Origin of the sequence: Bauldia litoralis, assembly GCF_900104485.1 — a bacterium.
In the GTDB taxonomy this organism is placed as follows: Bacteria; Pseudomonadota; Alphaproteobacteria; order Rhizobiales; family Kaistiaceae; genus Bauldia; species Bauldia litoralis.
Genome location: NZ_FMXQ01000005.1, coordinates 404,934 through 431,209 on the forward strand (window position 1 = coordinate 404,934; position 26,276 = coordinate 431,209).

Consider the following 26,276-nt stretch of genomic DNA (forward strand, 5'->3'; position numbering starts at 1 on the left):
GCCACACCGTGCCACGACGGCAGGAGAACGATCGGCGTCGCCCGCGACGTCCGACGACACGTGCCCGGATGGCCTGCCCGTTTCGCCATGGAGGGACTTGCCATGACCACCGAACGCAACAGATCGACCATCCTGCGGGCTGCAGGAATTCTCGGCGCGGCGCTGTTCGCCCTGCCGGCGATGAATGCCGTCGCCCAGGCGCAGGATGACGACATTAACATCTACTTCGTCGGCTGCGCCGCACCGACCGGGTTTCACGGCTACCTGGCGCGCGGCGCCGAGGAAGCCGGCGACAATCTCGGCGTCAACGTCACCTATATCTATCCCGACAAGCTGACCATTCCGAACCAGGTCCAGAAGATCGAGGAGGCGATCGCCGCACAAGCCGACGGCATCGCCGTCTGCGTCTTCACCGAGGATGCCGCCTATACCGAGGTCGCGGCCGCGGCCAAGGCCGCTGGTATCGCCTTCGGCAGCGCCGCTGCGCCGCCGGCCGGCAAGCAGGTCCGCGATCCCGACGACATCTTCCTGTTCCGCACCGGCTCGGACGAGCGGGCGGCCGGCAAGCTGACCGCACAACGGCTGATCGCCATGGGCGTCACCGGTCGGGTCGTCGTCGGCGACCAGCAGCCGGGCGACGCCACCTGCCGCGACCGCGCCGACGCGCAGATCGAGGAACTCAAGGCCAACGGCATCGAGGCCGACTTCCTCGAGCTGACGATGGATCCCGGCCAGCAGTCCGAGGCGATCTTCAATTATCTCAGGCTGCATCCCGACACCGCGGCCGCGACCAGCGTCTGCGACGTCATCGACGGCTTCCTGTCCGCCAAGGCCGACAGCGGCCGCGACGACCTGATCCTGACCGGCTACGACATCGTCGCCCAGTCGCTCGAGGCGATCCGCGACGGCCGCCAGGCCTTCACCATCGACCAGCAGCAATTCTGGCGCGGCTACATGCCGATCCTGCTTCTGACCCACAACATCAAATACGGCCTGCTCGAAGCGAACTACTTCCTCACCGGCCCGACCATCGTCGACAAGGATAACGTCGAACAGGTCGCCACGCTGGTCGAGCAAGGCTACCGCTAGGCGGTGTCGCGGCGGGGTGCGGTTTTCGCCGCCCCCGCCGCGATCCGACAACTGATGCGCAGTCGACGAAGGATCCTGTATGGCTGACGGTGTCGAACAGTCCACGGCCGAAGCACGGCCGTCCCGCGGCGCCGTGCTTGGCGAGGCTTTCCGGCGCTTCATGCTGCGGCCGGAATCGACCGCGCTCGCCGCGGTCGTCATCCTCTTCATCATCTTCACTGCGCTGTCGCCGCAGCTCTTCCCGACCAAGCTCACCTATATCAGCATCATGGCGGTCGCCGCCGAGCTCGGTATCCTGAGCATCGGCGTCACGCTCCTGATGATCGGCGGGCATTTCGACCTGTCGGTCGGCGCGGTCCTCGGCCTGACCTCCTATGTCGCCGTCGTCCTGATGCGCGATTTCGGCCTGTCGCCGGTCGTCGCGACGCCGGCCGCCATCGCCGCCGGCGCCCTGCTCGGCATGATCAACGGCCTGATCGTCGTCCGCTTCCGCATCCATTCCTTCGTCGTCACCCTCGGCACGATGCTGATCTGGCGCGGCGTCGTCATCGCCCTGACCGGCGGTTTCCCGATGACCGTCGACATCCCGCCGCTGTTCAAGAGCCTGATGGCCGGGCCATTGATCGGCGGCTTCCGGATGTCGATGGTCTGGTTCCTCGTCCTCGGGCTCGCCGGCACCATCCTCCTGACCCGGACGAAATTCGGCAACTGGATCCAGGCCTGTGGGCAGAACCCGCAAGCGGCGCGCAATCTCGGCGTTCCGGTCGACCGGGTGACGGTGATCCTGTTCATGATCGCCTCGGCCGGCGCCGCGATGTCCGGGATTATCCAGGTCGCCCGCTTCGCCTCGGTCGACGCGCTGCGCGGCGAACAGATGGAGTTGCAGGCGGTCGCCGTGACGGTGATCGGCGGCACGCTGCTGTCCGGTGGCTATGGCAGCGTCGTCGGCACCGTTCTCGGCGCCATCACCTTCGGCATGATCCAGGTCGGGCTGGTGCTCGCCGGCGCGCCCGGGCATTTCTTCCGCACCCTCACCGGGCTGATCGTCGTGCTGGCGGTGATCCTCAACACTGATGTCGCCCGGCGGCTGGCCCGTTCGCGGCCGCTGGCCGGCTTCCGCCGCAGCAGCGCCGCCGCCGACGCGGCGATCGCCGGGGCCGCCGACGAAACCGATCCGGACAGGGACGACACGCCGACGCGCGACGGCGTCGCGCGACTCGGGGAGCCAAAGCAATGACCGACAAGCCGATGGATCCCCAGGCCGCCCCCCGCAGCCTGCCGGTCGGCAGCCGCTCCGACGACCTGGAACTCGCCCAGCGCGTCATCCAGCCGATCCCGCCCGACTCGGTGCCGGTGATGGAGGCGGTCAACATCTCCAAGGGCTTCGGCGCCACCACCGCCCTCGTCGACGTCTCGCTCAAGGCCTATCAGGGGCGCATCCTGGCGCTGCTCGGCGACAATGGCGCCGGCAAGTCGACGCTGATCAAGATCCTCTCCGGCGTCTTCCCGCCCGACCAGGGCGAGTTGCGCTTCCAGGGCGAGCCGGTCCGCTTCGCCAATCCCGGCGAGGCGCGCCAGCGCGGCGTCGCCACCGTCTTCCAGGACCTCGCGGTCTGCGAACTCCTGTCGGTGACCCGCAACATCGTGCTTGGCCGCGAACCGCAGAAGGGCGTCGGCCCGTTCAAATTCCTGGACCTCAAGCGCGCCGACACCATGGCCCGCTCCGCGCTGCACAAGCTCGGCGTCCGCTGGGAACGCGGCCTCGACGAACGCGGCATCAACATCTCCGGCGGCGAGCGCCAGTCGCTCGCCATCGCCCGGGCGATGTTCTTCGGCTCCGCGCTGCTGATCCTCGACGAGCCGACTTCGGCGCTGGCGGTAAGGCAGGCCGGCCGGGTGCTGGAGCATATCGCCAAGGCGCGCGACGACGGACAGGCGGTCATCCTCATCACCCACAATTTCCGCCACGCGCTGTCGGTCGCCGACGACCTGACGGTGCTCGCCCAAGGCCGGGTCGCCGGCCACTTCCGCCGCGACGAGATCGAACTCGACGACCTGACCGACCTGGTGGCGCGGGTCGCCTGACCGCGCTCCCCGATCAAACGGCGGTGACATCCTCGAAGGCCTTGCGCAGCCGCGCGATGCCGGCCCGGGTCTGGTCGCGATCGACGCCGGCATAGCCGAGGAACATGCCCTGCTGTGGCTCGGCGAAACGGTAATGCGTCGACATGCGCGAGAAGTCGACGCCGCGCTTCAGCGCCGCGGCGAGTAGCACCCCGTCGTCGATCGGCTCCTTGAACCGGCCCATCACCTGCATGCCCGTATCGGTCTCGCTCACCGTCAGCCACGGGTCGAGACGCTCGCGCGACAGGGCGACGAAGTCGCGCATCCGGCGCGCATAGAGACGCCGCATGCGCCTGAGGTGCGTGGCGAAGAATCCCTGGCCGATGAAGTCGGCGAGTGCGGCCTGCAGCAGCAGCGGCGGATATTGCCCGGTGATGCTCACCGCCGTTTTGAAGCCCTCGACGAGGCTCCTTGGCACGACGAGATAGGCGACCCGGATCGACGGGAACATCGTCTTCGACAGCGTGCCGACATAGATGACCCGGCCGCTGTCATCGAGCCCCTGCATCGCGGGGATCGGGCGACCGCGAAAGCGGTATTCGCTGTCATAGTCGTCCTCGATGATCCAGCTGTCATGGGTCTCGGCGATCTGCAGCAGCTTCAGCCGCACCTCCATCGGCATCACCAGGCCGAGCGGCCACTGGCAGGACGGGGTGACGAAGATCAGCCGTGGCGGCGGGTTGTCCCGCTCGATGTCCCAGCCGTTGGGGCCGACCGGCAGCGGCGCCGGCCTGCCGCCGGCGCTCAGGAAGGCGTTCCAGGCGCCGCCATAGCCCGGATCCTCGATCCAGAAGGTGTCTCCGGGATCCATGAAGGTGCGGCCGATCAGGTCGAGCGCCGCCTGCGCCCCGGCGACGACGATGACCTGCTCGGGATCGCAATTGACCCCGCGCGACACCGCCAGGTATTCGGCGATCGCCGTGCGCAGCCGGGGATGGCCGGCGACCAGGTGATAGCCGTAGAGATCCTCGCGGACGCTGCGCATGTTGGCAGCGACCAGCTTCGCCCAGATCGAGAAGGGAAAGGCCGGGATTTCCGGATAGCCCGGATGGAAGGCGATCTGGTTCGGGATGGTGCGGTCGCGCTGCAGGGTGGTCATCAGCTCGCCGCGTTTCGACAGCCGGGGCAGCGCCTCGGCGCGGTCCTTCGGCCGGGCGCGCGTCGGCCGCTGCGGCAGCGTCGCCACCCGCGTCCCCGATCCGGCGACCGATTCCAGGTAGCCCTCGGCGAGGAGGGCGTCATAGGCGCCGATCACCGTGTTGCGGCTGACATTGAGGTCGCCCGCCAGTTCGCGCGTCGCCGGCAGCCGCATGCGTGGCGCCAGCCGGCCGTCGAGGATGTGCAGTCGCAGGCTTTCGTAAAGCTGGCGGTAGAGCGGCACCGCCGAGGCGCGGTCGAGGGCCAGCATATCGAGGGGCAGTTCCCGCCGGCGCGCCATCAAGTGGTACCTTCCGTTCCTCGATAACCTGATCTTTACAAGGGACTGCGGGACTGGCGATCCTGCCCGGCGACCGGACATGACGGCATCGATTTCAACAAGGGGGCAGGGACATGGTGGCAACCAACGAGGCGGGACGTAAGCGCATCGTCATCCACGAGGACGACGTCGGCATGAGCCACGGGGCGAACACCGCCTTCGTCGAGCTTTCCGGCCTTGGAACCTGCAGTTCCGGCTCGGTCATGGTGCCCTGCCCGTGGTTTCCCGAAGCCGCGGAGATCGCGGCCGCCGACCCCAGCCTCGACCTCGGCGTCCACCTGACCCTGACCAGCGAGCAGACGCCCTATCGCTGGCGGCCGCTGACCGCGCCGCCGCGCTCGGCCGGGCTGACCGACGAATTCGGCTACTTCTGGCCGGACGTGCCCCGCGCCCGCAAGGCAGCGCCCGAGGCTGTCGAGGCCGAAATGCGCGCCCAGATCGAGACCGCCCAGGCCGCCGGATTCGACATCACCCATCTTGACGCCCATATGGGCACCGCCCAGATGCCGGAATTCACCGCCATCACCCGCCGCCTCGGCCAGGAACTCGGCCTGCCGGTGCTCTTCGTCAAGAGCCTCGAGGGCTACAACCCGGCGAGCTATGCCGGCCCGCTCGACACCGCGCCCTACGACGCCGAGATCGCTGCTGCGATCGCCGCCGGCGAGCCGGTCTTCGACATCGTCTGCGAGACCCCCTGGGACCGGACGAGCGATGCCGAAACCGCCTATCGCGAGATCTTCGCGGCGGTTCCCCAGGGCCTGACCTTCTTCTCCATGCATTTCAACGCGCCCGGCGACTTCGAGGTGATCAACCCGGAAGCGGCTCACATCCGCACCGAGGAATATGCCTTGTTCCGCACCGGCAAGATCGCCGAGTGGATCGCGGAATTCGATCTCGAGCTGATCGGCATGCGGGCCTTGCGCGACGCATTGCGCGGCTGAGCGCGCGCCGGCGGGGTGCACCCGCCGGCCATCTCGCATCGAAGGCGCTACGTCGCCTCCGCCGTCTCGTCTTTCGTCGACATGTCGAATTTCTGCGGATCGAAGGAACCGGTCGGCCGCAGTTCGACGTCGTCGGCGCTCATCCCGTCGAGCGCGACGCGGGCCGCCATCTCGATATTGTGGATGATGCCGTCGGTCTCGGCGTCGGTATCCGTCGGGCTGGTCGGCACCATCACCGTGCGGTTGAGGATGTCGAGCGAGCGCGCGCACATGTCCTTGCTGTATTCGGTGCGGCACTCGGCATTGTCGGGGTGGTTATACGGGTTCATCGCCGGATGGGCGGCGCCGATCCCCATCAGCACCTGGTCCCATTCGGTATAGGTGTGGCGGCCGGTCTTGCCGGCGATCACCGCCGGGAACACCTTGACGAAGGTCTGTGCCTGCTCGGCCGTCGGCATCAGGTACATGACATGGGCGGAGCAGTCGTGGTCCGGGCTGTGCGTCGGCGACAGCTTGAGGCCGAGATTGTCGAGCCGCGACGTCGCGGCGACGATCTTCTTCTTCTGCGCCCGCATCTTGGCGATCATGCCGCCGAGCCGGTCAAGCTGGACATTCAGCATCGCGCCCTGAAGCTCCGAGGCCCGCCCGCCGTTACCGGCAAAGGGCTTCATCCCGTCCTCGCGGCCGGTCCAGTAGAAGTGGCAGGGATCGATCGCGCAGCGCGCCCGCTTGGCGAGTTCCTCGTCGGAGGTCGAGATTCCGCCGCCCTCGCCCGAGGTCATGTTCTTGAAATAGTTGAAGCTGAAGGCGCCGATATGGCCGATCGAGCCGAACATCTTGCCCTCGTAGCCGCCGCCGACGCCCTGGCAGGCGTCCTCGATGACGGTCAGGCCGCGGCGCTCGGCGATCTCCATGATCGCGTTCATGTCGCAGGCGGCGCCCCAGATATGGACCGGGACGATCGCCTTGGTGCGCGGACCGATCGCCGCCTCGATCGCCTCGGGTGAAATCGTGATGCTCTCGTCGACATCGACGATGACCGGAATCGCGCCGGTGGTCAGTACCGCGGTCGCCGTCGCCATGTAGGTATGGGCGGGAATCAGCACCTCGTCGCCCGGCCCGAGGCCGACCGCGATCATCGCCGCCGAGAGCGCATAGGTGCCGCTGACCGTCAGCGCGGTGTGATCGACGCCGAGATACTCGGCATAGCGCCGCTCGAAGCGGTCGCATTCGCTCTCCCCCTCGCCATAGCGGAAAAGCTTCCCCGACCGGATCACCTGGGCAAGCGCCTCGATCTCTTCCTCACCGACGACATACATTCTTCTTCTCCACTCTGTCTTTTCGTTCGTTCGCCGACCCTACCATTTCGTGGTTCCTCCCAAAGGGCCACACAAAGCAAAACGACTGGGGCCACTCGCTGTGTGTGACCGACCCATCAGGCCAAATGGAAGGTCGATCGCGGCGGGAAGCACCCCGCCGCGATCGCTGACGGGCTATTCGGCGCTGGTCATGCCCTTGACTCGCATGATGCCGTCCGGGATCGGCGTGAAGCCGTCCAGGTTCGGGTCAAGCCCGAAGAAGCGCTTGTGGTGGTAGACGTAGATGACTGGCAGATCGACCATCCACTGGTCCGCCGCTTCCGTGTAGAGCGCATTCCGCTCGGCGACGTCGCTGACCTTCGCGGCCTGCGAGAGCGCCGCCTCGGTCTTCTCGTTGCAGTATTTGCCAAAATTCTGGCCGCCCTCGCAGCCGAGATAAGTGTAGGCGTTGGCGTCCGGATCGGCACGGCCGCTCCAGGTCGACAGCGCCGCCTCGAACTGGTCGGACTGCATGATGCTGAGCGCCGTCGGACCATCGACGGTCTGCAGCGTCACCTCGATGCCGACATCGGCGAGCATCGACTGGATCACCTGGCCGGCGCGGACGAAGGCCGGCTCGTTGTTGACGATCATCGTGAAGGACGGGCTGTCGATGCCCGATTCCGCCACCAGCGCCTTGGCTTTCTCGGCATCGCCGGCAACGACCGGATGGCTCTTGGCGTAGAAGGGCGAGGTCGGGGCAACCGGCTGGTTGCCGGCGACGAAGTTGCCGCCATAGACCACCTGGTTGACGATGTTGCGGTCGATTGCCGCGTCGATCGCCTGGCGGATCTTTTCGTTCGCCACCACCTCGTTCTTGCCGGCCACGTTGAACTGGATGTGGACATGGCCGAGGCCGGTGATGTCGGCGAGGCTGATCTTCGGCTCGTCCTTCAGCCGCTCGAGATCGCTGGTCGAGACACCCTCGATGATGTCGAGCTGGCCCGACAGCAGGTTATTGAGCCGGACAGTGGCGTCGCTCATCGGACGATAGACGATCTCGTCGAAATGGATGTTGTCCTTGTCCCAGTAGTCGGCGAAGGCCTCGACGGTGACGTGATCCTGGACGACCCGCTCCTTGAACTTGAACGGCCCGGCGCAGACCGGTGCGTTGGCGAAGGTGTTGGTATCCACCGCCGCGACCGCCGTCGGCGAAACCATCATGCCGGCGCGGTCGGCGAGCTGGGCAAGCAGCGGCGCAAAGGGTTCGCTGAGGTTGAGCTGGGCGGTGAGTTCGTCGACCGCGTCGACGCTCTCGATCGCCCGGATATCGCCCTTGCGGGCCGACTCCTCGAGGGTCAGCGACCGTTCGATATTGAACTTCACCGCTTCGGCATTGAACGGCGTGCCGTCGTGGAACATGACGTCCGGCCGCAGCTTCAGGGTGATGGTCAGGCCGTCGTCGGAGACGGTCCAGTCGGTGACGAGCTGGCCGACGATGCCGGCCGTCTCGTCGAGATCGAAGAGCTTGTCGCAGAGGGCGGCGAACATCTGCCGCCCGCCGAAGGTACGGCCCTGATCGGGATCGAGGGTGTCGGTGTCTTCGCTGAGACCGACATTGAGGGTCGCGGCGGTTGCCGGCGACGCCGCCCACACGGCGAGCGACGTGGCGACGGCAAACAGTGCTGGATGATGTCTCTTCATGGTCTTTTCCTCTCTTCTTTGGAACGGCACTTCCAGTGCGTGATGCGGCTGCGATGCCACCACAGCCTCACCGCCTCTCCAGCGACTGGCGCAAGCCATCGCCGAGCAGGCTGAATCCAACGGTTACGAGAAAGATGCAGAGCCCCGGCCAGATCGACAGCCAGGACGCCGTAGCGATGTAGTCCTTGCCAACCGTCAGCATCGATCCCCAGGAGGGAGCCGGCGGCGGCCGGCCGAGGCCGAGGAAGGACAGGCTCGCCTCGGCGATCACCGCGACCGCCATCGCCAGCGTCGCCTGGACGATGATCGGCGGCATGAGGTTCGGGAAGATGTGGACGAAGAGCAGCCGGGTATTGGCGACGCCGACCGACCGGGCCGCCTCGATATAGGGCTCGGCCCGGACCTGAAGAGTGCGGGCGCGCGACAGGCGAATGAAGGCCGGCACCGCGGCAACGGCGATCGCCAGCGTCGCGTTGATCAGGCTGCCGCCGAGAAACAGCGCCAGCGCGATCGCCAGCATGATGCCCGGCACCGCGAGCAGCGTGTCGGTCAGCCGCGAGATGACGATGTCGGCGACGCCGCCGAAATAGCCGGCTGTCATGCCGAGTGGCACGCCGACCGCCAGCGCCACGGCGACCGAGCCGACGGCGGCGAACATCGAGGATTGGGCGCCCCACAGCAGCCGGGAGAGCACGTCGCGACCGAGCTCGTCGGTGCCGAGCAGATGGGCGAGCGACGGCGGCTGGAGGACGGCGCCCCAGTCGCTGGACAGCGGATCGTAGGGCGCCAGCAACGGCGCGGTCACTGCCATCAAGACGAAGAAGATGACGATGACCGCGCCGACCCGTCCGGAGAAGGTCCGCCACAGAAGCCCGGTGACGCTGCGCCGGGCAGCGACTGTTTCGGCCGACGCGCTCATGTCGCCCCCCGTCTGGTGCGGGGATCGAGGAAGACATAGGCGATGTCGGCGAGAAGGTTGAGGGTGATGTAGATGGCGCCCGAGCACAGCACCACCGCCTGCACGATCGGGTAGTCGCGGTTGAACACCGCATCGACCAGCAGCTTGCCGATACCGGGGATGGTGAAGATCCATTCGGTCAGCACCGAACCGCCGAGCAGTTGCCCGAACTCCAGCGCGCCGAGGGTGACGACCGGCACCAGCGCGTTGCGCAACGCATGCTTGATGATGATCCGCCAGCGCGGCATGCCCTTGGCATGGGCGGTGCGCACATAGTCGGAATGCAGCACCTCGATCATCGCGCTGCGGGTATGGCGCATCAGCACCGCCGCAAGCTGGCTGCCGAGCACGAAGGCCGGCATCAGCATCGTCCGGAAGCTCTGCCACGGGTCGACGAAGGGCGACACGTAGCCGGAGGCCGGCAGCAGTCCCCATTGCACCGACACCACCATGATCAGCAGGATGCCGAGCCAGAAATTGGGGATCGAGAAACCGAGGATGCTGAAGACGCCGAGCGTCTGGTCGATCGCCGTCCCGGCGAAGACCGCGGCGATGATCCCGGAGGTGACGCCGATCAGGATGGCGAAGATCAGCGCCATGGTGGCGAGCTGGAAGGTCACCGGCAGCTTGCTCAAGACCAGCGTCGAGACCGGCTGGTTGAAGCGCATCGACATGCCGAGGTCGCCCTGCAGGGCGTTGCCGAGCCAGCGGACATATTGCACCGGGATCGGCTGGTCGAGGCCGAAGCGCTCGCTGATCGCGGCCAGCGTTTCCGGCGAGCGATCCTCGCCGGCGAGGATCGAGGCAATGTCGCCGGGCAGCAGCAGTTGCAGGCAGAAGACGACAATCGACAGCAGGAAGAGCGTCGCGACGATGCCGGCCAGCCGGCTGAGGAAGGGCATCAGGCGTCCTCCCCGGCAAGGAAGCGATCCTGCAGCCGGCGCAACCGGTCCTGCGCCGCCGCCGGCACCGGGCTGACCCCGGGCTCGAAGGGCGTCACCTCGGCGGCGCGGAAGCAGGCGCTGGCATGGTCCGGCCCGACATCGGCCAGCGGCGGGCTCGCCTCGCGGCAATGGTCCGTGACCAGCGGACAGCGGGCGGCGAAAGCGCATCCGGTACCGCTGCCGGCCCCATCGTCCGGTGGCAGCACCCGGTGGGCAGTCCGGGCGCCCGGCCGCGCCAGCGGCATCGCCTCCAGCAGTTCGCGCGTATAGGGATGTCGCGGCTCGCCGAAGACGGTCTTGACCGGCCCCATCTCGACGATGCGGCCGCGATACATCACCGCGACCCGGTCGACGATCTGCCAGACGACGCCAAGGTCGTGCGAGATGAAGACGATCGACAGGTTCGATTCCGCCCGGATGTCGGCGATCAGGTTGAGGATCTGGGCGCGCACCGAAACGTCGAGGGCCGACACCGCCTCGTCGGCGACAACCAGGTCCGGCTCGACGGCCAGTGCCCGGGCGATGGCGATGCGCTGCCGCTGTCCGCCGCTGAACTGGTGCGGATAGGAGTCGGCATGACGCGGGTTGAGGCCGACCCGTTCGAGAAGGGCGGCGACACGGATACGAGCCTCGTCGCGACCGCAGATGCCGTGGACGATCAGCGGTTCGGCCAACTGGTAGCCGATGCTCAGCCGCGGATTGAGCGAGGCGAAGGGATCCTGGAAAACCATCTGCATCCCGCCGCGCCGTGAGCGCAGTTCCGACGGCGGCAGCGTGCTGAGATCCTGGCCGTTCAGCCGGATCGTGCCGGAGGTCGGCTCGATCAGCCGCAACAGCAGCCGCGCGGTGGTCGACTTGCCCGAGCCGGACTCGCCGACAAGGCCGAGGGTCTCGCCGCGCCGCACGGAAAAGGAGACGCCGTTGACCGCCGCGACGGCGCGGATGTTGCGGCCGAACAGGCCGCCCTGCACGCGGAAGACCTTGGTCAGGTCCTTGACGTCGAGGGTGAGCGCCGGCGCGGTCACGGCTGGTCCGGATCGAGCGGCGCGCGCCAGCAGGCGGCTTCGTGAAGGGGGCCGATCTCGGCCAGCGGCGGAATCTCGCTGTTGCAGCGGTCGACGACGAAGGGACAGCGCGGCGCGAAGCGACAGCCGTCCAGTCGGTCGCCGGGCAGCGGCACGCGGCCGCGGATCGGGGTCAGGCGGCGCTTGTCCGACTGCCATTCCGGCGAGGCGCCCAGCAGGCCGATCGTATAGGGGTGCTCGGGTCTGACGAAGAGCTCGGCGATCGGCGAGCGCTCGACGATGCGCCCGGCATACATCACCACCACCTCGTCGGCCATTTCGGCGACCGCGCCGAGATCGTGGGTGATCAGCAGCAGCGCCGTCTTCGTCTCGCGCTGCAACTCGCGCAACAGGTCGAAGATCTCCGCCTGCACCGTGACGTCGAGCGCCGTCGTCGGCTCGTCGGCGATCAGCAGCGCCGGCGAACAGGCCAGCGCCATGGCGATCATCACCCGCTGGCGCATGCCGCCGGAAAAGGCGAAGGGGTAGTCGTCGATCCGCTCCGCCGCGCGCGGGATGCGCACCCGGTCGAGCAACGCGATGGCCCGCGCCCGTGCCGCCTTGCGGTCGAGCTTCAGGTGGAAGCGCAGCACCTCGGCGATCTGCTCGCCGACGGTCATCGTCGGGTTGAGCGAGGTCATCGGCTCCTGGAAGATCATGCCGATGCCGCGGCCACGCACGGACCGGAGGGCCTTGCCGCCCGGCGCCAGCAGGTCGCGGCCCTGAAAGCGGACGGCGCGGGCGGCGATCCGGCTGCGCCGCGCCTCGAGCAGGCCGAGGATCGCCATCACCGTAACGCTCTTGCCGCAACCGGATTCCCCGACCAGCGACAGGGTCTCGCCCTCGCCGATGGCGAATGAAACATCGGAGACGACGCGCGTCGGACCCGGGTCGGTCAGGAACTCGACCGACAGGCCGTCGACGCGCAGCACCGGTTCGCTCGCGATGCCCGTCATGTCCCCCCGCGCAGTTTCATCGGCCACAGTGTCGTCCAAGAGTCTCCTGTCCCTCCATGGGTTCGATGGGTGTCAATGTCCGCCTAGAGCGCCAGGGCGCAGCCATCCTTGCGGGCGTCCGAGCCGCCGGTGAGCACACCGGTCTCCCAGTCGACCGTGATGCCATGGGCGCCACCGACCGCCTGTTCGGCCGGGGCGACCGTGTGGCCGGCCTCTGCAAGGGCCGGGCCGAGGTCGGCAAGCCGTGGCTCGAGGAACAGCGTTCCGTCGCGGAAGAAGCTGCGCGGCTCGTCGATCGCCGCCTGGATATCGAGCCCGCGATCGAGCAGCGCGCTGATGATCCGCGCCTGGCCGATCGGCTGGAACGGTCCGCCGGTGACGCCGAAGGCGGCGATCACCTTGCCGTCGCGCGACACCATGCCGGGGATGATGGTGTGCAGCGGCCGCTTGCCCGGCGCCAGCGTGTTGGGATGGTCCGGCGTCAGCGTGAAGCCGATACCCCGGCAGTGGAAGGCGACCCCGGTCCCGGCATCGACCAGCCCGCAGCCGAAATTCTCGAACAGCGAACTGATCAGCGAAACGGCATTCCGCTCGCCGTCGATGACCGCGACATAGGCGGTGTCGCCCCGCGCGGGATTATCGGCGCGCGTCGCCGGCCGGGAGAGATCGCCGATGCTGGCGGCGATACCGGCGGCGCGCGCCGTATCGAGGAACCGCTCGACCGCGATCGCGCCATGGTCGGGATCGCCGATCGTGCGGTTGCGCTCCTCGAAGGCAAGCCGTGTGGCTTCGGCGAGCAGGTGATGGTAGCGAGCGCCCTCCGGCGGTTCGTCGGCGAAGCCGGCGGCGTCGAGGATGGCGAGCATCAGGAGTGTCGTCACGCCCTGCCCGTTGGGCGGGATCTGCCAGACGTCGCAGCCGTGGTAATCGAGGCTGACCGGCTCGACATAGGTGCCGCGGTGGCTGGCGAAATCCTCGGCGGCGTGATGCCCGCCCTGGTCGCGCAGGAAGGCGACCATCGAGTCGGCGACGGCGCCGGAATAGAAGGCGTCGGGTCCACCCTCGGCAATGGCGCGCAGCGTGCGACCGAGCGTCGGGCAGCGGATCACCTCGCCCGGCACCGGCGGCCGGCCGAGCGGCAGGTAGATGTCGCGCCCGCCTTCGTTGGACTTGAGCTTGGCCTCGGCGCCGGCCCATTCGAAGGCGACCTTCTGGTAGACCGGATAGCCTTCCTCGGCGTAGCGGATCGCCGGTTGAAGCGCCTCGGCCAGCGACAGCGTGCCGTGGTCGGCAAGCAACCGCGCAAGGCCCTCGACGACACCCGGAACCGTCACCGAATGGACGCTGGTCTCGGCGATGCGGTTGAGCGCGGGATCGCCGATCCCGGTTGCCGGCAGCGCCTTCGGCGAGCGGCCGCTGCCATTATAGCCGATCGGCGGGGTCGTCCCGTTCCTGCTGATCAGGGCGAAGCAGTCGCCGCCGATGCCGGTCGACTGCGGCTCGACGACGGCAAGCACCGCCGTCGCCACCACCGCGGCATCGATGGCGTTGCCGCCCGCGGTCAGGACCCGCAGCGCGGCGGCGCTGGCCAGCGGGTGCGACGAGGCAACCGCGCAGTCGCGGCCTGACACCGGAGATCGTCCTGGAAGGTAGAAATCACGCATGGCGCCGGCCCTGGTCGGCGACGATACGCAGGAAGGGCCCCCTGCCCCTCGATCCTGATGATTTCACCCGCCTGCGTCCTCCCCATCCGAGCGCCATTCGCCATCTTCGGATGCGGCTGTCCCCTTAGCTAGGGACAATTATGCGCATATGGATGGGTCCACTTCGCGGACGCCCGAAAGAGCAGGGAATCGAAGGATATCGCGGGGTTGCGGCTCACGCGGGCCGTGTTCGCACCGAACCGCTCAACCGCTTGTAGACGTGGACCATGAAGGCGGCGGCGAACAGCGGCGTGAAAAGGTTGAGGAGCGGCACGGCGAGGAAGAGCGCGATCAGCAGACCGGCAACGAAGACCGTTCCGCCATTCGCCCGCCGGAGCGCCCGCGCCTCGGCGCGACTCATGAACCGCCGGGCGGCCGCCTCGAAATATTCGCGGCCAAGCAGGTAGCCGTTGCCGACGAAGAAGGCGATCAGGTTGACCCCCGGCACCAGCAGCAGCGCCAGCGCGATCAGGTTGACGACGATGACGACGCCGGTGAAGGCGATGGTGTCGGTCAGCGCCGCGGCGATCGACAGGTCCTGCCCCGGCGGATCGGCGGGATAATGCTCCTGCTCGACGAGCGTGGCGACCTCGTCGGTGAACAGCCCGGAGAGAAGCGCCGCCGCCGGGGCGACGAGGAAGCCAAGCCCGATGAAGATTCCGACGCCGGCGATGATGGCGATCACCGTCTCGATCCACGGATAGCTCTGGATGTCGATCACCCAGCCGAGCAGGCCCTGGAGACCGAGCCAGATGACGAGGAGGACGGCGATCGTCAGGCCGAGCGACTTCCACAGCACAGAGCGGAAGGGCGGCGAGAAGATTTCCGAGAGCGCGAGGCGGGCGGCTGAGAACATGGAGCCTTAAGTGGCGATGCCGGTGCCGCCGATCAATGGCGGAAAGCGGCGTTTCGCCCTAGTCGGCAAGATCGGCGAGCAGGCCGTCGAGCGCCGCCTCGTCGAGACGACCGACCAGCCGGCCGTCGACCATCGCCGATGGCGCCACCGCGCAGAGCCCGAGGCAATAGACCGCCTCCAGCGTCACCCGGCCGTCGGCGGTTGTCCCGCCCGTGGCAATGCCGAGCCTCTGTTCCGCACGCGCCGCCAGCGCCTCGCCGCCGGTCGCCTGGCAGGCCTCGGCGCGGCAGAGCCGGACGACATGGCGGCCGGCCGGCATGCGCCGGAAGTCGTGGTAAAAGGTGACCACGCCATGGACCTCGGCGCGGGTCAGGTTGAGCACGGCGGCGATGATCGGCAGCGCCGCCTCGTCGATGTAGCCGTAGGTTTCCTGCAGGTCGTGGAGGATCGGCATCAGCGCGCCGTCGAGATGCTTCAGCGCCTCGGCGCGCGTCCGCACCGCGTCGGCATCGAAGGGTCGCAGGGCGGGCGAAACGACTGGAGACTGATCGGTTTGCATGGGCTTCCATCGGCGGGGACTGTCCGCCCATCGTCGATGGAATGATCGCGCGGGTCAATCCGCTGTGTCGGCCTCAGATGATCAGCACCTGACTGCCGACCGGCACGCGATTATAGAGATCGATGACGTGGTCGTTGATCATCCGGATACAGCCGTTGGACACCGAACGACCGATCGACGCCGGCTCGGTGGTGCCGTGGATGCGCAGCATGGTGTCGACACCGTCCTTGTAGAGGTAGAGCGCGCGGGCGCCGAGCGGGTTGTTCGGTCCGCCGGGCATGCCGCCGGCGTAGCGCGCGTATTTCTGCGGCGCGGTGCGGATCATGGTGTCGGTCGGCCGCCATGACGGCCATTCCGCCTTGCGCCCAACCACGAGCTGCCCCTTGAAGGTCAGCCCGGCACGCCCGACGCCGATGCCGTAGCGCATGGCGAAGGGTGGATCGTCCATCAGAAAGAGCAGGTGGTTACCGGTGTCGACGATGATTGAGCCGTGCGGATAGGCGCGATAATAGACCCGCTGCGGCGCGTATTTGGGATCCACCTTGAACGGCGCCGCCGACGCAAGACGCGGCGCAAGCAAGGCGGCGCATCCGAAAAGCAGCGTCCTGCGGTCGAGCATGTCGGCGGCAACCCGATTCTGGCGTCTGTCTCCCGTTCAAAGGGAGGCGAACGCCGAGAGAATCGCCGGAAGATGGCATTTTCGTGAGGGCTCAGAGGATGCCGTCGATCCACGCCGCGATGGTGGCGATCATCTCCGCGCGGACCTCGGCATCGGTCCGCCCGCTCGCCTTGCGGACGTGGAAGGAATGGTCGCCGTCCTCGAACAGGTGGAGCGTCGCCATGATGCCCAGCCGCCGGCACAGCGGCTTGAGCAGGTCCAGTTCGGCGAAGGTGTCGCGTGTTCCCTGCAGGAAGAGCATCGGCACGGCGACATCGTCGAGATGGGCGGCGCGCTCGTCGGAGGGCTTGCCGGGCGGATGCAGCGGAAAGCCGAGAAACACCAGGCCGTGCACGCCGGGCAGCGGTGCCTCGGCCTGCGCGGTCGAGGTCATCCGCCCGCCGAAGGACTTGCCGCCGGCAAGGAGGGGCAGGCCGGGCAGCCGCTTTCCCGCCTCGATCGCCGCGGCGCGCACTGTCGCGGTCGCCAGCGGCGGTCGGTCGGGGCGGCGGCTCTTCGCCTCCATGTAGGGAAAATTGTAGCGGAGCGTCGCAATCCCCTCGCCGATCAGCCCGTCGGCGATCGACGCCATGAAGGGATGGTCCATGCCGGCGCCTGCGCCATGCGCCAGCACCAGGCAGGCGCGCGGGTCGGCTGGACGGTCGAGCAGCCCCGACACCGAGCGCTCCGCGTCGACCGCGATGACGACCGCCTCGCTCATCCGACGCTGTCCCCGGCGATGATGCGATCGAGAAGATCGGCCAGCGCCTCCGGTGCGGTGATGTTCGGGGTGTGGCCGGCGTCCATCTCGTAGACGCGCCAGCCCGACCGGGCGCGGATCCGCGCGGCCATCGGAGCGAAGGGGTCTTCGTCGGTCTTGCGGGTGCAATGGATGTAGGCGCCGGTGATTCCCGCGCCGCCCCCGGTCAGCCTGAGGCGCTGCAGGAAGGCCTTGAACGGCATCCAGTTGCGCAGCGGGGTCAGCCATTCGGCGTCCTCCGGCGTGACGTCCGGCGCCAGGTCCTGGGGCGGCAGCCGCCAGCCATCGCCGAGGCGGCTGACGATCTCGCGCATCCGCTCGGCCTGGCTCGCCGGGCGAATCTCCAGGACGCTGTCGCCGTCCTCCGGCACGAAGGCGTCGAGATAGATCAGCGACTTGACCCGCTCCGGCGCGCGATCGGCGACCGCCGTGGCGACCATGCCGCCGTAGCTGTGGCCGAGCAGGACGAGGTCGCCGAGGTCCTCATATTCGAGAACGCTGAGGATATCGGCGACATGGGTCTCAAGGTCGATGGCGGGGCTGGCCAGATGGCTTCGCTCGCCGAGACCGGTATAGGTCGGCGTCAGCAACTCATGGCCGCGCGACGCCATCGGCCCGCGCATCCGCTTCCACGACCAGCCGCCCGACCAGGCGCCGTGGCAAACCAGGATTGTCGCCATTGTCCCGTCCCCGACGGCCGCCTAGCCGCCGATCTTGCCGGCGAGCACCGCGATGGTCTGCTGGTAGACCGTTGCCTTGTTCCACTTGCCGAGCACCGCGTAGTTATGCGTGCCGGGCTGGTAGGACTGGCCGGCCTTCCAGCCATAAGCCTTGAGATAATTCGCGGTGGACGCCAGTGCGTCCGGCTTGCTGCGAATCAGGTCGCGGCGGCCGTTGCCGTCATAGTCGACGGCGAATTTGAGGTAGGAGGTGGCGAGAAACTGGGTCTGGCCGAGTTCCCCGGCCCATGCGCCGATCATCTGCGAGGGCGCCATGTCGCCGCGCTGGACGATCTGCAGGGCGGCCATCAGCTCGTTGGTGAAAAAGTCGGAGCGCCGGCAGTCGTAGGCCAGCGTCGCCAGCGACCGGATGGAGCTCTTGTTGCCGGTATTGGCGCCAAAACTGGTCTCCAGCCCCCAGATCGCGACGACGACCTGACCCGGCACCCCGTAGCGCCTCTCGATCCCGTCCAAGAGCTTCCTGTTCTGCTGATAGCGGCTCTTGGCGATACCCTGGAGCGGCGCGCCGCGGCTCGCATAAAACTTATCGAAGGTGAGCTTGAAGTGCTTCTGGTTGCGATCGAGCTTGATGACGCTGGAGTCGTAGGTCACGCCCTGGAGCGCCGAATTGACGACTTTCTGTGAAATCCCGGCCCGCACCGCCTCGCCCTTGAAATCGTTCAGCCAGCGCGAAAATCCGGCGCTGTTGTTGCCGCAGCGCGCGGCATAGGCGTCACTGGCAGCGCCGGCAAAGGCGAGCACAGCGCATGACAGCACCACGGACTTCAAGAACTTCGTCATTATGGCCTCCTCGACCGGCATTCCCCCGCGGCGGGATGGTAGGCGGAGCGCCCTGTCCCGCGCAACCATCCCGCGATGACGCAATTCCGCCGGTGCGGCGCTCCGTGCCATCGGCATGAAGCCCCGATTTCGGTAGTATCCGCCCAAGATTCGCCGTCGGGCCATGATGAGCGTCGTGCAGGCAGGTTCCGGACGGGAGGCGACAACGGTATGACAAAATTCTACGACCGGGCGTCGGATGTCGTCCGCCGCATCTACGAAAAGCGCATCGACGCGCCGGCGGTGCTCGATGCCGACATCGATTTCCCCAATGCGGCGAAGTTCGCCGCGCAGTGGGAAGCCATCCGCGACGAGGCCAAGACCGCCAAGCTCGAGTCGATGCCGCGCTTCCACGACATCATGCCGGAGCAGGCCGACATCTCGGCCAATGACGGCCTCGACTGGCGGATGCTGATCCTCAAGGCCTATGGCGTCGAGGTTCCGGAGAATGTCGCGCGGATGCCGCTGCTGGCAGGCCTTCTGGCCGAATGCCCGGAGGTCAAGTCGGCCACCGTCTCATTCCTTGCCCCGCGCAAGCACATTCCGCGTCACCGCGGCCCGTTCCGCGGCGTCATGCGCTTTCACCTCGGCCTGCAGATCCCCAAGCAGGCCGACGGCAAGCCGGCGACCATCATGATGATCGACGACCAGGAATACCGCATCGCCGACGGCGACATCCTGTTGTGGGACGATACGTTTCCGCACGAAGTGATGAACAACGCCGACGAGCCGCGGATTGCCCTTCTGCTCGACGTCTGGCGGCCGCGGATGCCGGTCGACATGGAGGTGCTGTCGCGAATCATCGTCAGCGCGGTGCAGATCGGCATGCGCTACCGGGGCGTCTCCTATACCGGCTGAACGGAAACCGCGACGAAACGCCTTTTTTCCAGCCGGATCGCCCCGTCTGGGCGGCGGCAGGGCGCAAACACCCGGGGCTCGGGGATATTCGTTTGACAGGGATCAAGTAACTGTGAGGTGCGGCGCGGCAATGTGCCGGTGGACTTGCGTCGCCCCGGCGACTAACTTCGCATCATTCTAATTCAGGGTCGCTTGATGGACTACCAATCGATCTTCTCCGAGGCGATTGCCGCCCTCCACGCTGAGAAACGCTACCGCGTCTTTGCCGACCTCGAACGGATCGCGGGGCGCTTCCCTTTTGCCGTAAGCCATTCGGACGAGGGCGACCGCGAGATCGTGGTCTGGTGCTCCAACGATTATCTCGGCATGGGCCAGCATCCCGACGTCATCGCCGCGATGACCGAAGCGGCCGGCCGGATGGGTGTCGGCGCTGGCGGAACCCGCAACATTTCCGGCACCAACCACCCGCTGGTGATGCTTGAGAACGAGCTCGCCGACCTGCACGCCAAGGAAGCGGCGCTGGTCTTCACCTCGGGCTTCGTCTCCAATGAGGCGGCGATCTCGACCATCGCCAAGATGCTGCCCGACTGCGTCATCCTTTCCGACGAGTTGAACCACGCCTCGATGATCGAGGGCGTGCGGCGCTCCGGCGCGCAGAAGTTCATCTTCCGCCATAACGACCTCGACCACCTCGAGGACATCCTCAAGGCGCAGAGCCGCGTGCGGCCGAAGCTGATCGCCTTCGAGTCGGTCTATTCGATGGACGGCGACATCGCACCGATCGAGAAGATCGCCGATCTCGCCGACAAATACGGCGCGATGACCTATCTCGACGAGGTCCATGCGGTCGGCATGTACGGCCCGCGCGGTGGCGGAATCGCCGAGCGCGACGGTGTCATGGACCGGATCGACGTCATCGAGGGAACGCTGGCCAAGGCCTTCGGCACGCTCGGCGGCTATGTCGCCGCGAGCCGCGTCGTGGTCGACACCATCCGCTCCTACGCCCCGGGCTTCATCTTCACCACCGCGATGCCGCCGGCGCTCGCCGCCGCCGCGACCCGCTCGATCAGCCACCTCAAGGCTTCCTCGGCCGAGCGCGAGGGCCAACAGCGCGCCGTCGCCCGCACCAAGGCTGCACTCACCGCCGCCGGCCTGCCGGTGATGGCGTCGGACACCCACATCGTGCCGATCTTCGTCGGCAATGCCGACCAGTGCAAAAAGGCGAGCGACATCCTGCTCGAGGATCACGGCATCTACATCCAGCCGATCAACTACCCGACCGTGCAGCGCGGCGCCGAGCGCCTGCGGATCACGCCGACGCCGTTCCACGACGATGGCCTGATCGACGCTCTCGCGGTCGCGCTGGTCGATGTCTGGCAGCGCCTCGGCCTGCCCTTCTCGACCGATGGCGAGGCCGATGCGCCGCGTCAGACGGCCACTGCCGCCGGCAACACCCGCGTCGCGGTCTTCCCGCCCGCCGGCGGCTGATACCCGGCTCGTCCCGCCCTTCTTGTTCTGACCTGTTCACGCGTCGTCGCCGCTTGACTCAGCGCGACCGCGGGCCGTCGCGCGCCGCGCCAGCAACGGCAGCGTCAGGGCGATGCCGGCAAAACGGGCAAACTGGTGCGCCGCGACGAAGGCGGTGTCCATGTTGAGGGCCAGCGACAGCGACATCATCGCTTCGAGGCCGCCCGGCGCATAGGCGACGATCGCCTGGTCGACCGGCACGCCGACCACCGTGGCGATCGCCACTGCCATCGCCAGGGCAACCGCCGCGGCGACCAGGAAGGCGCCGACCGAGGCCGCGAGGATGCTGGCGATGAAGCGCAGGTTGGTTCCGGCGAACCGGCTGCCGATCAGGCCGCCGAGCATGACGAAGGCAACGATCACCAGCGGCATCGGCAGCGTTCCGCTGACGACGCCGGCGCCGTGCAGGCTCGCGCTGGCGAGAAAGCTGCCGGTGAGCAGCGCCGCCGGCAGGCCGAAGCGGCGCGCCAGCAGGCCTGCGGCGGCGCAGGCCAGCGCCATGATGCCGAGATCGGCGAGGCTGGCCACCGCCTGGATGCCGGGCGGCGGCGCCTCCGCCTCGACGGCGATGATGATGGCCGGCAGCACCGCGACCAGCAGGAAAATGCGGATGCTCTGGCAGGCGGCGACCTGTCGCAGGTCGGCCTTCGTCTCCGAGGCGACCGCCAGCACGAAGGAGAGCGCACCCGGGACCGCCGAGAAGAAGGCGGTGTCGCGATCCCAGCCGGCGACGCGCATCAGGAACAGCCGCACCGCGACGATGCAGGCGCCGACGGTCACCGCCAGCCCGGCCAGGCTGATCGGCCAGGCCAGCGCCCCTTGCAGCAGTTCCGGCGTCACCCCGGCGCCCAATGCCGCGCCGATCAGGAGAAAGCCCACATCGAGCAGCCGCACCGGCAGCCGCGTGTCCCAGCCGGCGAGCGAAGCCGCCGTCGTCGCGATCATCGCGCCGGAAAGCCACGACGCCGGCAGCCCGGCCAGTGTCGCCAGCCCGCCGCCAAGCACGGCGATCAGGATCGTGCCGGCGAGGCGCAATCGCGTGTCCAAGCGTCCTCCATGGCGGGAAGGGATCGAGGCCGACGGGCCGGGCGGGGCGAATCGCCGGCCCCGCGCATGGCGGCTCCGGCGCTCCATCCTAGCACCGGATTGGCGCGCTCGCCTCCGCCGATGCCCGCCCGGCCTGGTGGATCGATGCGGACCTGCGCATCGCCGCATTCTCCGCTAATCTCGACCGGCATCGTGCCAATCTGGATTGGGCCAAGCGGATGCCCGACACCCGCCTGCCAGGGAAACCGAGAGCACGGGCCGATCTCGCGGCCGGTCGCGAGGCCTTGGCGCGGCGTGCGTGGGACGACGCCTGGCGATCCTTCGCGGCCGCCGACGCGGCCGTACCCCTCGATGTCGAGGATCTTGACCAATGGGTGTGGTCGGCGGGCCTGACCGGGCGCGACGACGACTTCATCAGCATTCAGGAGCGCATCTATCGGGCGCGGCTCGACGCGGGTGAGACACGGCGCGCGGCGCGGGCGGCTTTCTGGCTGGGCCTGCGCCTCTTCTCTCTCGGCGAAACTGGCCGGGCGACCGGCTGGCTGTCGCGCTCCGACCACCTGATCGCCGGCAAGGATTGCGCGGAACGCGGCTACCTCCTGCTGCCGGCCATCTACCGCGACATCGCGGCGGGTGACTTCGACGGCGCCTGCAGCGCCGCGATCCAGGCGGCCGGGATCGGCAAGCGGTTCGACGAGCCCGACCTCGCCGCCTTCGCCGGCTGCCTGCACGGCAGAGCCCTGCTCCGCGGCGGGCAGCCGGCCGCAGGTCTCGCACTCCTCGACGAGGTCATGCTCGCCGTCACCGGCGGCGGCGTCTCGCCGCTGATTACCGGCCTGATCTATTGCAGCGTCATCGCAAGCTGCCAGGAGGTCTTCGCCCTCGATCGCTGCCGCGAATGGACATCGGCCCTTGCGGCGTGGTGCGATGAGCAGCCGCAAATGGTGACCTTCACCGGCGCCTGCCTCGTCCATCGCGCCGAGGTCATGCAGTTGAACGGCGCCTGGACGGACGCGATCAGCGAAGCGCGGCAGGCGACACGGCGCTTCGCCGTCGCCACTGATCCGGAAGCGGTGGCCGGTGCCTTCTACCAGCAGGCGGAAATCCACCGGCTGCGCGGCGAGTACCGCGAAGCCGAGGATGCCTATCGCCGGTCGAGCGCGGCCGGGGGCGACATCCAGCCGGGCTATTCCCTGCTGCGACTGGCCCAGGGGCGTGGCGACGCCGCCGCCAGCGGCATACGGCGGGCGGTCGGCGCGGCGACGAGCCAGGCCCGGCGGATGCGGCTCCTGCCCGCCTGCATCGAGATCATGCTGGCAACTGGTGCGGTCGACGAAGCGGACGCAGCCTCCCGCGAGATCGCCGGGATCGCCTTGACCTGTGACATGGATATCGTCTCGGCGATGGCGGACCATGCCAGGGGCGCCGTTCTGCTCGCTCGGGGCGACCCGCAAGCGGCGCTCGCACCGCTTCGCGACGCTTTCGTCGCCTGGCATCATTTCGGCGCCCCATATCTCGCCGCTCGACTCCGCGTCCTGCTGGGCACCGCCTGCCTCGCGCTCGGCGATGACGACGGCGCAGGCCTGGAATTCGATGCCGCCCGATCGGTGTTCAGCGAACTCGGCGCCGCCCCCGACCTCGCCCGCGTCGCGGCCGTGGCGAAGCCGTCCGCGCTGGCCCGGCCCGACGGACTGACGCCACGGGAGGTCGAGGTCCTGCGGCTGGTCGCGACCGGCAAGACCAACAAGGCGATCGCCAGCGAACTGGCACTGAGCGAACGGACCGTCGACCGCCACCTCAGCAACATCTTCACGAAGATCGACGTGTCGTCGCGGGCGGCGGCGACCGCCTACGCCTTCCAGCACAAGCTGGTCTGAGCCAGCCGCGCTGCTGGGTAAGATCACCCACGATCCACCGTGATGAAGGATGGGGGGTTCCCCCGAAGCGCCGCGCCTCCCACCCGGAATAGCCTTGGGTCCGCGCCGACCCGGCGCTTCGACAAGGGAGGAAGCCATGACCTCGCATCCGTCGCCGTCGCCCGCCCGCAACGGCAATCCCCTCGCCTATCTCGAGGAAGGCGCGGCCTTCGACGACATCGCCGGCCCGGCCGTTTCCGGCGGAGGCGCGCGGCCCCGGACGCGGAACGCGCCGCAACAGGTCGACGTCGTCGTCATCGGCGCTGGCCAGACCGGCCTGTCGGTTGGCTATCACCTCAAGCGGCGCGGCATTCCCTTTGTCATTCTCGACGCCAACGAGCGGATCGGCGACACCTGGCGCCGCCGCTGGGACTCGCTGCGCCTGTTCACCCCGGCCCGCTATAACGGGCTCGACGGCATGCGCTTCCCCGACAATGTCCACGTCTTTCCGACCAAGGACGCGATGGCCGACTTCCTCGAAGTCTACGCGGCGCGCTTCGACCTGCCGGTGCTGACCGGCGTCCCCGTCGACCGGGTTTCAAGGCAGAATGGCCGTTACGTCGTCCGCGCCGGCGCGCGCCGTTTCGAGGCCCCGAATGTCGTGGTGGCGATGGGGACCTTCCAGCGCCCCAAGGTCCCCGCCTTCTCCCGCGACCTCGATCCGTCGATCGTCCAGCTCCACTCCGGCGACTATCGCAGTCCGGCGCAGCTCGGCGACGGTGACGTCCTCATCGTCGGCGCCGGCAATTCCGGCTCTGAAGTGGCGCGCGAACTCGCCGCTGGCGGCCGCAAGGTGTGGATGTCCGGCCGCGACACCGGGCATATTCCCTTCCGCATCGAAGGCTTGCTCGGCCGGCATCTCATGGTCCGGCTGGTCGTCGGCTTCCTCTTTTACCGGGTGCTGACCACCTCGACGCCGGTCGGCCGCAAGGTCCGCCCGAAGGTGCTCGCCGTGGGCGGGCCGCTGATCCGCGTCAAGCCGAAAGACCTCGCCGCGCTCGGGGTCGAGCGCGTCCCGCGCACGACCGGCGTCGAAGACGGCAAGCCACACCTCGAGGACGGCCGTGTGCTCGACGTGAAGAATGTCGTCTGGTGCACGGGCTTCACCCCGGACTTCTCGTGGATCGACGTACCGATCGCTACCGACGGCCACGAACCGGCCCATCGCCGCGGCGTCGTCGCCGATGCGCCCGGGCTCTATTTCGTCGGTCTGGAGTTTCTCTATTCTCTGGCCTCGGCGATGGTGCAGGGCGCCGGCCGGGATGCCCGCTACATCGTCGACCGGATCGCCGAACGAGTGGCCAGCACGGCGACGAATGCTTAATAGCGCGCCGCGCGATCGACGAGATTCTTCAACGGTTTGCCGGCCTCGAAGGCGGCAATCTGGTCGAGGATCTGGCCTGTCAGCGCCTTCGGATCGCTGAAGGCGGCGACGTGCGGCGTGATCACCACATTGTCCAGTCCCCACAGCGGGCTGGCGGGATCGAGCGGCTCGGTCTCGAAGACGTCGAGGCTGGCGCCTTTCAGGACCCCTTGCCCGATCGCGGCGGCAATGTCGGCCTCGACCTGCAGCCCGCCACGCCCGGCATTGATCACCACCGGCCCGCCAAGCGCGCCGTCTCGCGCCAGCTTGCCGAACAGGTCCATCAACAGGATGTGCCGGGTCTCGTGGGTCAGCGGCAGCAGGCAGACGAGGATGTCGGTGCGGGCGAGAAAGGCGTCGAGCCCGTCGGCGCCTGAATAGCCCTCGACACCGGGCAGCGTCTTCGGCGAACGGCTCCACCCCGCGACCTGGAATCCGAGCCGGACCAGCGGCTCGGCGGCGTCGGCGCCGAGCACGCCAAGCCCCATCATCCCGACCCGCACCTCGGATGCCGCCGGCTGGCGAAGTTCTTCCCAGCGCCGCGCGCGCTGGAGGTCGAGATAGGCAAGTTGCCGGCGATGATGGAGCAGCACCTGGAGCACCACCCACTCGGTCATCCGCTGGGTCAGGTCGTCGCTGACGATCCGGGCGATCGGCACGTCCGGCAGGTCGTCGACGAAGACGATGCGCTCGACCCCGGCGCCCAGCGAGAAGATCGCCTTGAGGTTCGGCACCGCGCGGAAGGCCTCCGGCGGCGGCTGCCAGGCCATCAGGTAGCCGACCCTCTCCGGGTCGGGCAGGTCCGGCCAGATATGGACGGCGCGCCCTGGCGCCAGCGCCCGGACCGCCGCCGCCCACGGCACCGGATCCCACGGCCCGCTGGCAATCAGGATGGCGTCGCTGGTCATCGACGCG

Annotated in this window: 24 protein-coding genes; 8 read left to right on the top strand and 16 right to left on the bottom strand. The window is 68.1% G+C overall.

What is annotated here, in order from left to right; all coding sequences use genetic code 11:
- Positions 1 to 102: 102 nt before the first annotated feature.
- The 3 genes from BLT60_RS14235 (at position 103) to BLT60_RS14245 (ending at position 3,174) form a co-directional block, all read left to right on the top strand.
- Complete coding sequence (locus tag BLT60_RS14235) at positions 103 to 1,089, top strand: substrate-binding domain-containing protein (RefSeq protein WP_175478439.1); 987 nt, start codon at positions 103 to 105, stop codon at positions 1,087 to 1,089.
- A gap of 79 nt (positions 1,090 to 1,168) precedes the next feature.
- Entirely contained in the window at positions 1,169 to 2,326 is a 1,158-nt protein-coding gene (locus BLT60_RS14240; protein WP_090877114.1) for an ABC transporter permease, read from the top strand.
- Positions 2,323 to 3,174 carry an ATP-binding cassette domain-containing protein gene (locus BLT60_RS14245; protein ID WP_090877115.1) on the top strand — a complete coding sequence of 284 codons (852 nt, stop codon included), beginning with the start codon at positions 2,323 to 2,325 and terminating at the stop codon, positions 3,172 to 3,174. Before BLT60_RS14240 ends, BLT60_RS14245 begins: the two co-directional genes overlap by 4 nt.
- A 13-nt stretch (positions 3,175 to 3,187) precedes the next feature.
- Here BLT60_RS14245 and mocR read toward each other — a convergent pair whose 3' ends face one another.
- Positions 3,188 to 4,651: a rhizopine catabolism transcriptional regulator MocR gene (mocR, locus tag BLT60_RS14250; protein ID WP_244521266.1), complete on the bottom strand. Its 1,464-nt coding sequence runs from the start codon at positions 4,649 to 4,651 to the stop codon at positions 3,188 to 3,190.
- Positions 4,652 to 4,764: 113 nt separating this feature from the next.
- On the opposite strand from mocR, the gene BLT60_RS14255 reads away from it, so the two are divergent.
- Entirely contained in the window at positions 4,765 to 5,631 is an 867-nt protein-coding gene (locus tag BLT60_RS14255; RefSeq protein WP_090877116.1) for a ChbG/HpnK family deacetylase, read from the top strand.
- Positions 5,632 to 5,678: 47 nt separating this feature from the next.
- Here the strand turns inward: BLT60_RS14255 and BLT60_RS14260 are convergent, their stop codons facing one another.
- The 13 genes from BLT60_RS14260 to BLT60_RS14320 form a co-directional block, all read right to left on the bottom strand.
- A complete protein-coding gene (locus tag BLT60_RS14260; protein WP_090877117.1) occupies positions 5,679 to 6,950 on the bottom strand; it encodes a DegT/DnrJ/EryC1/StrS family aminotransferase in 1,272 nt (423 codons plus the stop codon).
- A gap of 174 nt (positions 6,951 to 7,124) precedes the next feature.
- Entirely contained in the window at positions 7,125 to 8,633 is a 1,509-nt protein-coding gene (locus BLT60_RS14265; protein ID WP_175478440.1) for an ABC transporter substrate-binding protein, read from the bottom strand.
- 67 nt (positions 8,634 to 8,700) lie between these two features.
- Positions 8,701 to 9,552, bottom strand: a complete 852-nt coding sequence (locus BLT60_RS14270; protein ID WP_090877119.1) for an ABC transporter permease — start codon at positions 9,550 to 9,552, stop codon at positions 8,701 to 8,703.
- Positions 9,549 to 10,493: an ABC transporter permease gene (locus tag BLT60_RS14275; RefSeq protein ID WP_090877120.1), complete on the bottom strand. Its 945-nt coding sequence runs from the start codon at positions 10,491 to 10,493 to the stop codon at positions 9,549 to 9,551. The genes BLT60_RS14270 and BLT60_RS14275 overlap by 4 nt, the downstream gene beginning before the upstream one ends.
- A complete protein-coding gene (locus tag BLT60_RS14280; protein WP_090877121.1) occupies positions 10,493 to 11,560 on the bottom strand; it encodes an ABC transporter ATP-binding protein in 1,068 nt (355 codons plus the stop codon). Before BLT60_RS14280 ends, BLT60_RS14275 begins: the two co-directional genes overlap by 1 nt.
- Positions 11,557 to 12,555, bottom strand: a complete 999-nt coding sequence (locus BLT60_RS14285; RefSeq protein WP_090877198.1) for an ABC transporter ATP-binding protein — start codon at positions 12,553 to 12,555, stop codon at positions 11,557 to 11,559. Before BLT60_RS14285 ends, BLT60_RS14280 begins: the two co-directional genes overlap by 4 nt.
- A gap of 83 nt (positions 12,556 to 12,638) precedes the next feature.
- Positions 12,639 to 14,186: a gamma-glutamyltransferase family protein gene (locus BLT60_RS14290; RefSeq protein ID WP_175478441.1), complete on the bottom strand. Its 1,548-nt coding sequence runs from the start codon at positions 14,184 to 14,186 to the stop codon at positions 12,639 to 12,641.
- A gap of 247 nt (positions 14,187 to 14,433) precedes the next feature.
- Positions 14,434 to 15,114 (bottom strand): sulfate transporter family protein, encoded by a 681-nt coding sequence (locus BLT60_RS14295; protein ID WP_090877123.1) that lies wholly within the window; start codon positions 15,112 to 15,114, stop codon positions 14,434 to 14,436.
- Between the two features lie 58 nt (positions 15,115 to 15,172).
- On the bottom strand, positions 15,173 to 15,673 hold the full coding sequence (locus BLT60_RS14300) for a formate dehydrogenase subunit gamma (protein ID WP_090877124.1): 501 nt from the start codon (positions 15,671 to 15,673) through the stop codon (positions 15,173 to 15,175).
- Between the two features lie 73 nt (positions 15,674 to 15,746).
- Positions 15,747 to 16,292, bottom strand: coding sequence for a L,D-transpeptidase (locus BLT60_RS14305; protein ID WP_090877125.1), 546 nt, complete (start codon positions 16,290 to 16,292; stop codon positions 15,747 to 15,749).
- Between the two features lie 91 nt (positions 16,293 to 16,383).
- On the bottom strand, positions 16,384 to 17,052 hold the full coding sequence (locus tag BLT60_RS14310; protein WP_090877126.1) for an alpha/beta hydrolase family protein: 669 nt from the start codon (positions 17,050 to 17,052) through the stop codon (positions 16,384 to 16,386).
- The gene (locus tag BLT60_RS14315) at positions 17,049 to 17,771 is read right to left on the bottom strand and encodes an alpha/beta fold hydrolase (RefSeq protein ID WP_090877127.1); all 723 of its coding nucleotides are present in this window, start codon (positions 17,769 to 17,771) and stop codon (positions 17,049 to 17,051) included. Before BLT60_RS14315 ends, BLT60_RS14310 begins: the two co-directional genes overlap by 4 nt.
- Before the next feature lie 21 nt (positions 17,772 to 17,792).
- Positions 17,793 to 18,611, bottom strand: coding sequence for a lytic murein transglycosylase (locus BLT60_RS14320; protein WP_090877199.1), 819 nt, complete (start codon positions 18,609 to 18,611; stop codon positions 17,793 to 17,795).
- Positions 18,612 to 18,821: 210 nt separating this feature from the next.
- Here BLT60_RS14320 and BLT60_RS14325 point away from each other — a divergent pair, with 210 nt between their 5' ends.
- Positions 18,822 to 19,508, top strand: coding sequence for an aspartyl/asparaginyl beta-hydroxylase domain-containing protein (locus BLT60_RS14325; RefSeq protein ID WP_090877128.1), 687 nt, complete (start codon positions 18,822 to 18,824; stop codon positions 19,506 to 19,508).
- Between the two features lie 195 nt (positions 19,509 to 19,703).
- A complete protein-coding gene (hemA, locus tag BLT60_RS14330; protein ID WP_090877129.1) occupies positions 19,704 to 20,996 on the top strand; it encodes a 5-aminolevulinate synthase in 1,293 nt (430 codons plus the stop codon).
- A 36-nt stretch (positions 20,997 to 21,032) separates the two neighbouring features.
- On the opposite strand, the gene BLT60_RS14335 is transcribed toward hemA, so the two are convergent.
- Positions 21,033 to 22,082, bottom strand: a complete 1,050-nt coding sequence (locus tag BLT60_RS14335; protein WP_175478442.1) for an AbrB family transcriptional regulator — start codon at positions 22,080 to 22,082, stop codon at positions 21,033 to 21,035.
- A gap of 218 nt (positions 22,083 to 22,300) precedes the next feature.
- Between BLT60_RS14335 and BLT60_RS14340 the strand changes: the two genes are divergently transcribed.
- On the top strand, positions 22,301 to 23,959 hold the full coding sequence (locus BLT60_RS14340) for a helix-turn-helix transcriptional regulator (protein ID WP_090877131.1): 1,659 nt from the start codon (positions 22,301 to 22,303) through the stop codon (positions 23,957 to 23,959).
- Positions 23,960 to 24,095: 136 nt separating this feature from the next.
- Positions 24,096 to 25,322, top strand: a complete 1,227-nt coding sequence (locus BLT60_RS14345) for a flavin-containing monooxygenase (RefSeq protein ID WP_090877132.1) — start codon at positions 24,096 to 24,098, stop codon at positions 25,320 to 25,322.
- Here BLT60_RS14345 and BLT60_RS14350 read toward each other — a convergent pair.
- Positions 25,319 to 26,269, bottom strand: a complete 951-nt coding sequence (locus BLT60_RS14350) for a 2-hydroxyacid dehydrogenase (protein WP_090877133.1) — start codon at positions 26,267 to 26,269, stop codon at positions 25,319 to 25,321. The genes BLT60_RS14345 and BLT60_RS14350 overlap by 4 nt on opposite strands.
- Between the last annotated feature and the right edge of the window lie 7 nt (positions 26,270 to 26,276).

Excerpts from the sequence above, each read along its gene's own strand:
- BLT60_RS14245 (WP_090877115.1), top strand. The coding sequence starts at position 2,323 with ATGACCGACAAGCCGATGGATCCCCAGGCCGCCCCCCGCAGCCTGCCG.
- BLT60_RS14295 (WP_090877123.1), bottom strand. The coding sequence starts at position 15,114 with ATGTTCTCAGCCGCCCGCCTCGCGCTCTCGGAAATCTTCTCGCCGCCC.
- BLT60_RS14285 (WP_090877198.1), bottom strand. The coding sequence starts at position 12,555 with ATGACGGGCATCGCGAGCGAACCGGTGCTGCGCGTCGACGGCCTGTCG.
- BLT60_RS14240 (WP_090877114.1), top strand. The coding sequence starts at position 1,169 with ATGGCTGACGGTGTCGAACAGTCCACGGCCGAAGCACGGCCGTCCCGC.
- hemA (WP_090877129.1), top strand. The coding sequence starts at position 19,704 with ATGGACTACCAATCGATCTTCTCCGAGGCGATTGCCGCCCTCCACGCT.
- BLT60_RS14320 (WP_090877199.1), bottom strand. The coding sequence starts at position 18,611 with ATGACGAAGTTCTTGAAGTCCGTGGTGCTGTCATGCGCTGTGCTCGCC.
- BLT60_RS14315 (WP_090877127.1), bottom strand. The coding sequence starts at position 17,771 with ATGGCGACAATCCTGGTTTGCCACGGCGCCTGGTCGGGCGGCTGGTCG.
- BLT60_RS14270 (WP_090877119.1), bottom strand. The coding sequence starts at position 9,552 with ATGAGCGCGTCGGCCGAAACAGTCGCTGCCCGGCGCAGCGTCACCGGG.
- BLT60_RS14235 (WP_175478439.1), top strand. The coding sequence starts at position 103 with ATGACCACCGAACGCAACAGATCGACCATCCTGCGGGCTGCAGGAATT.
- BLT60_RS14300 (WP_090877124.1), bottom strand. The coding sequence starts at position 15,673 with ATGCAAACCGATCAGTCTCCAGTCGTTTCGCCCGCCCTGCGACCCTTC.
- BLT60_RS14305 (WP_090877125.1), bottom strand. The coding sequence starts at position 16,292 with ATGCTCGACCGCAGGACGCTGCTTTTCGGATGCGCCGCCTTGCTTGCG.
- BLT60_RS14340 (WP_090877131.1), top strand. The coding sequence starts at position 22,301 with ATGCCCGACACCCGCCTGCCAGGGAAACCGAGAGCACGGGCCGATCTC.
- mocR (WP_244521266.1), bottom strand. The coding sequence starts at position 4,651 with ATGGCGCGCCGGCGGGAACTGCCCCTCGATATGCTGGCCCTCGACCGC.
- BLT60_RS14325 (WP_090877128.1), top strand. The coding sequence starts at position 18,822 with ATGACAAAATTCTACGACCGGGCGTCGGATGTCGTCCGCCGCATCTAC.
- BLT60_RS14260 (WP_090877117.1), bottom strand. The coding sequence starts at position 6,950 with ATGTATGTCGTCGGTGAGGAAGAGATCGAGGCGCTTGCCCAGGTGATC.
- BLT60_RS14345 (WP_090877132.1), top strand. The coding sequence starts at position 24,096 with ATGACCTCGCATCCGTCGCCGTCGCCCGCCCGCAACGGCAATCCCCTC.
- BLT60_RS14310 (WP_090877126.1), bottom strand. The coding sequence starts at position 17,052 with ATGAGCGAGGCGGTCGTCATCGCGGTCGACGCGGAGCGCTCGGTGTCG.
- BLT60_RS14275 (WP_090877120.1), bottom strand. The coding sequence starts at position 10,493 with ATGCCCTTCCTCAGCCGGCTGGCCGGCATCGTCGCGACGCTCTTCCTG.
- BLT60_RS14265 (WP_175478440.1), bottom strand. The coding sequence starts at position 8,633 with ATGAAGAGACATCATCCAGCACTGTTTGCCGTCGCCACGTCGCTCGCC.
- BLT60_RS14350 (WP_090877133.1), bottom strand. The coding sequence starts at position 26,269 with ATGACCAGCGACGCCATCCTGATTGCCAGCGGGCCGTGGGATCCGGTG.
- BLT60_RS14255 (WP_090877116.1), top strand. The coding sequence starts at position 4,765 with ATGGTGGCAACCAACGAGGCGGGACGTAAGCGCATCGTCATCCACGAG.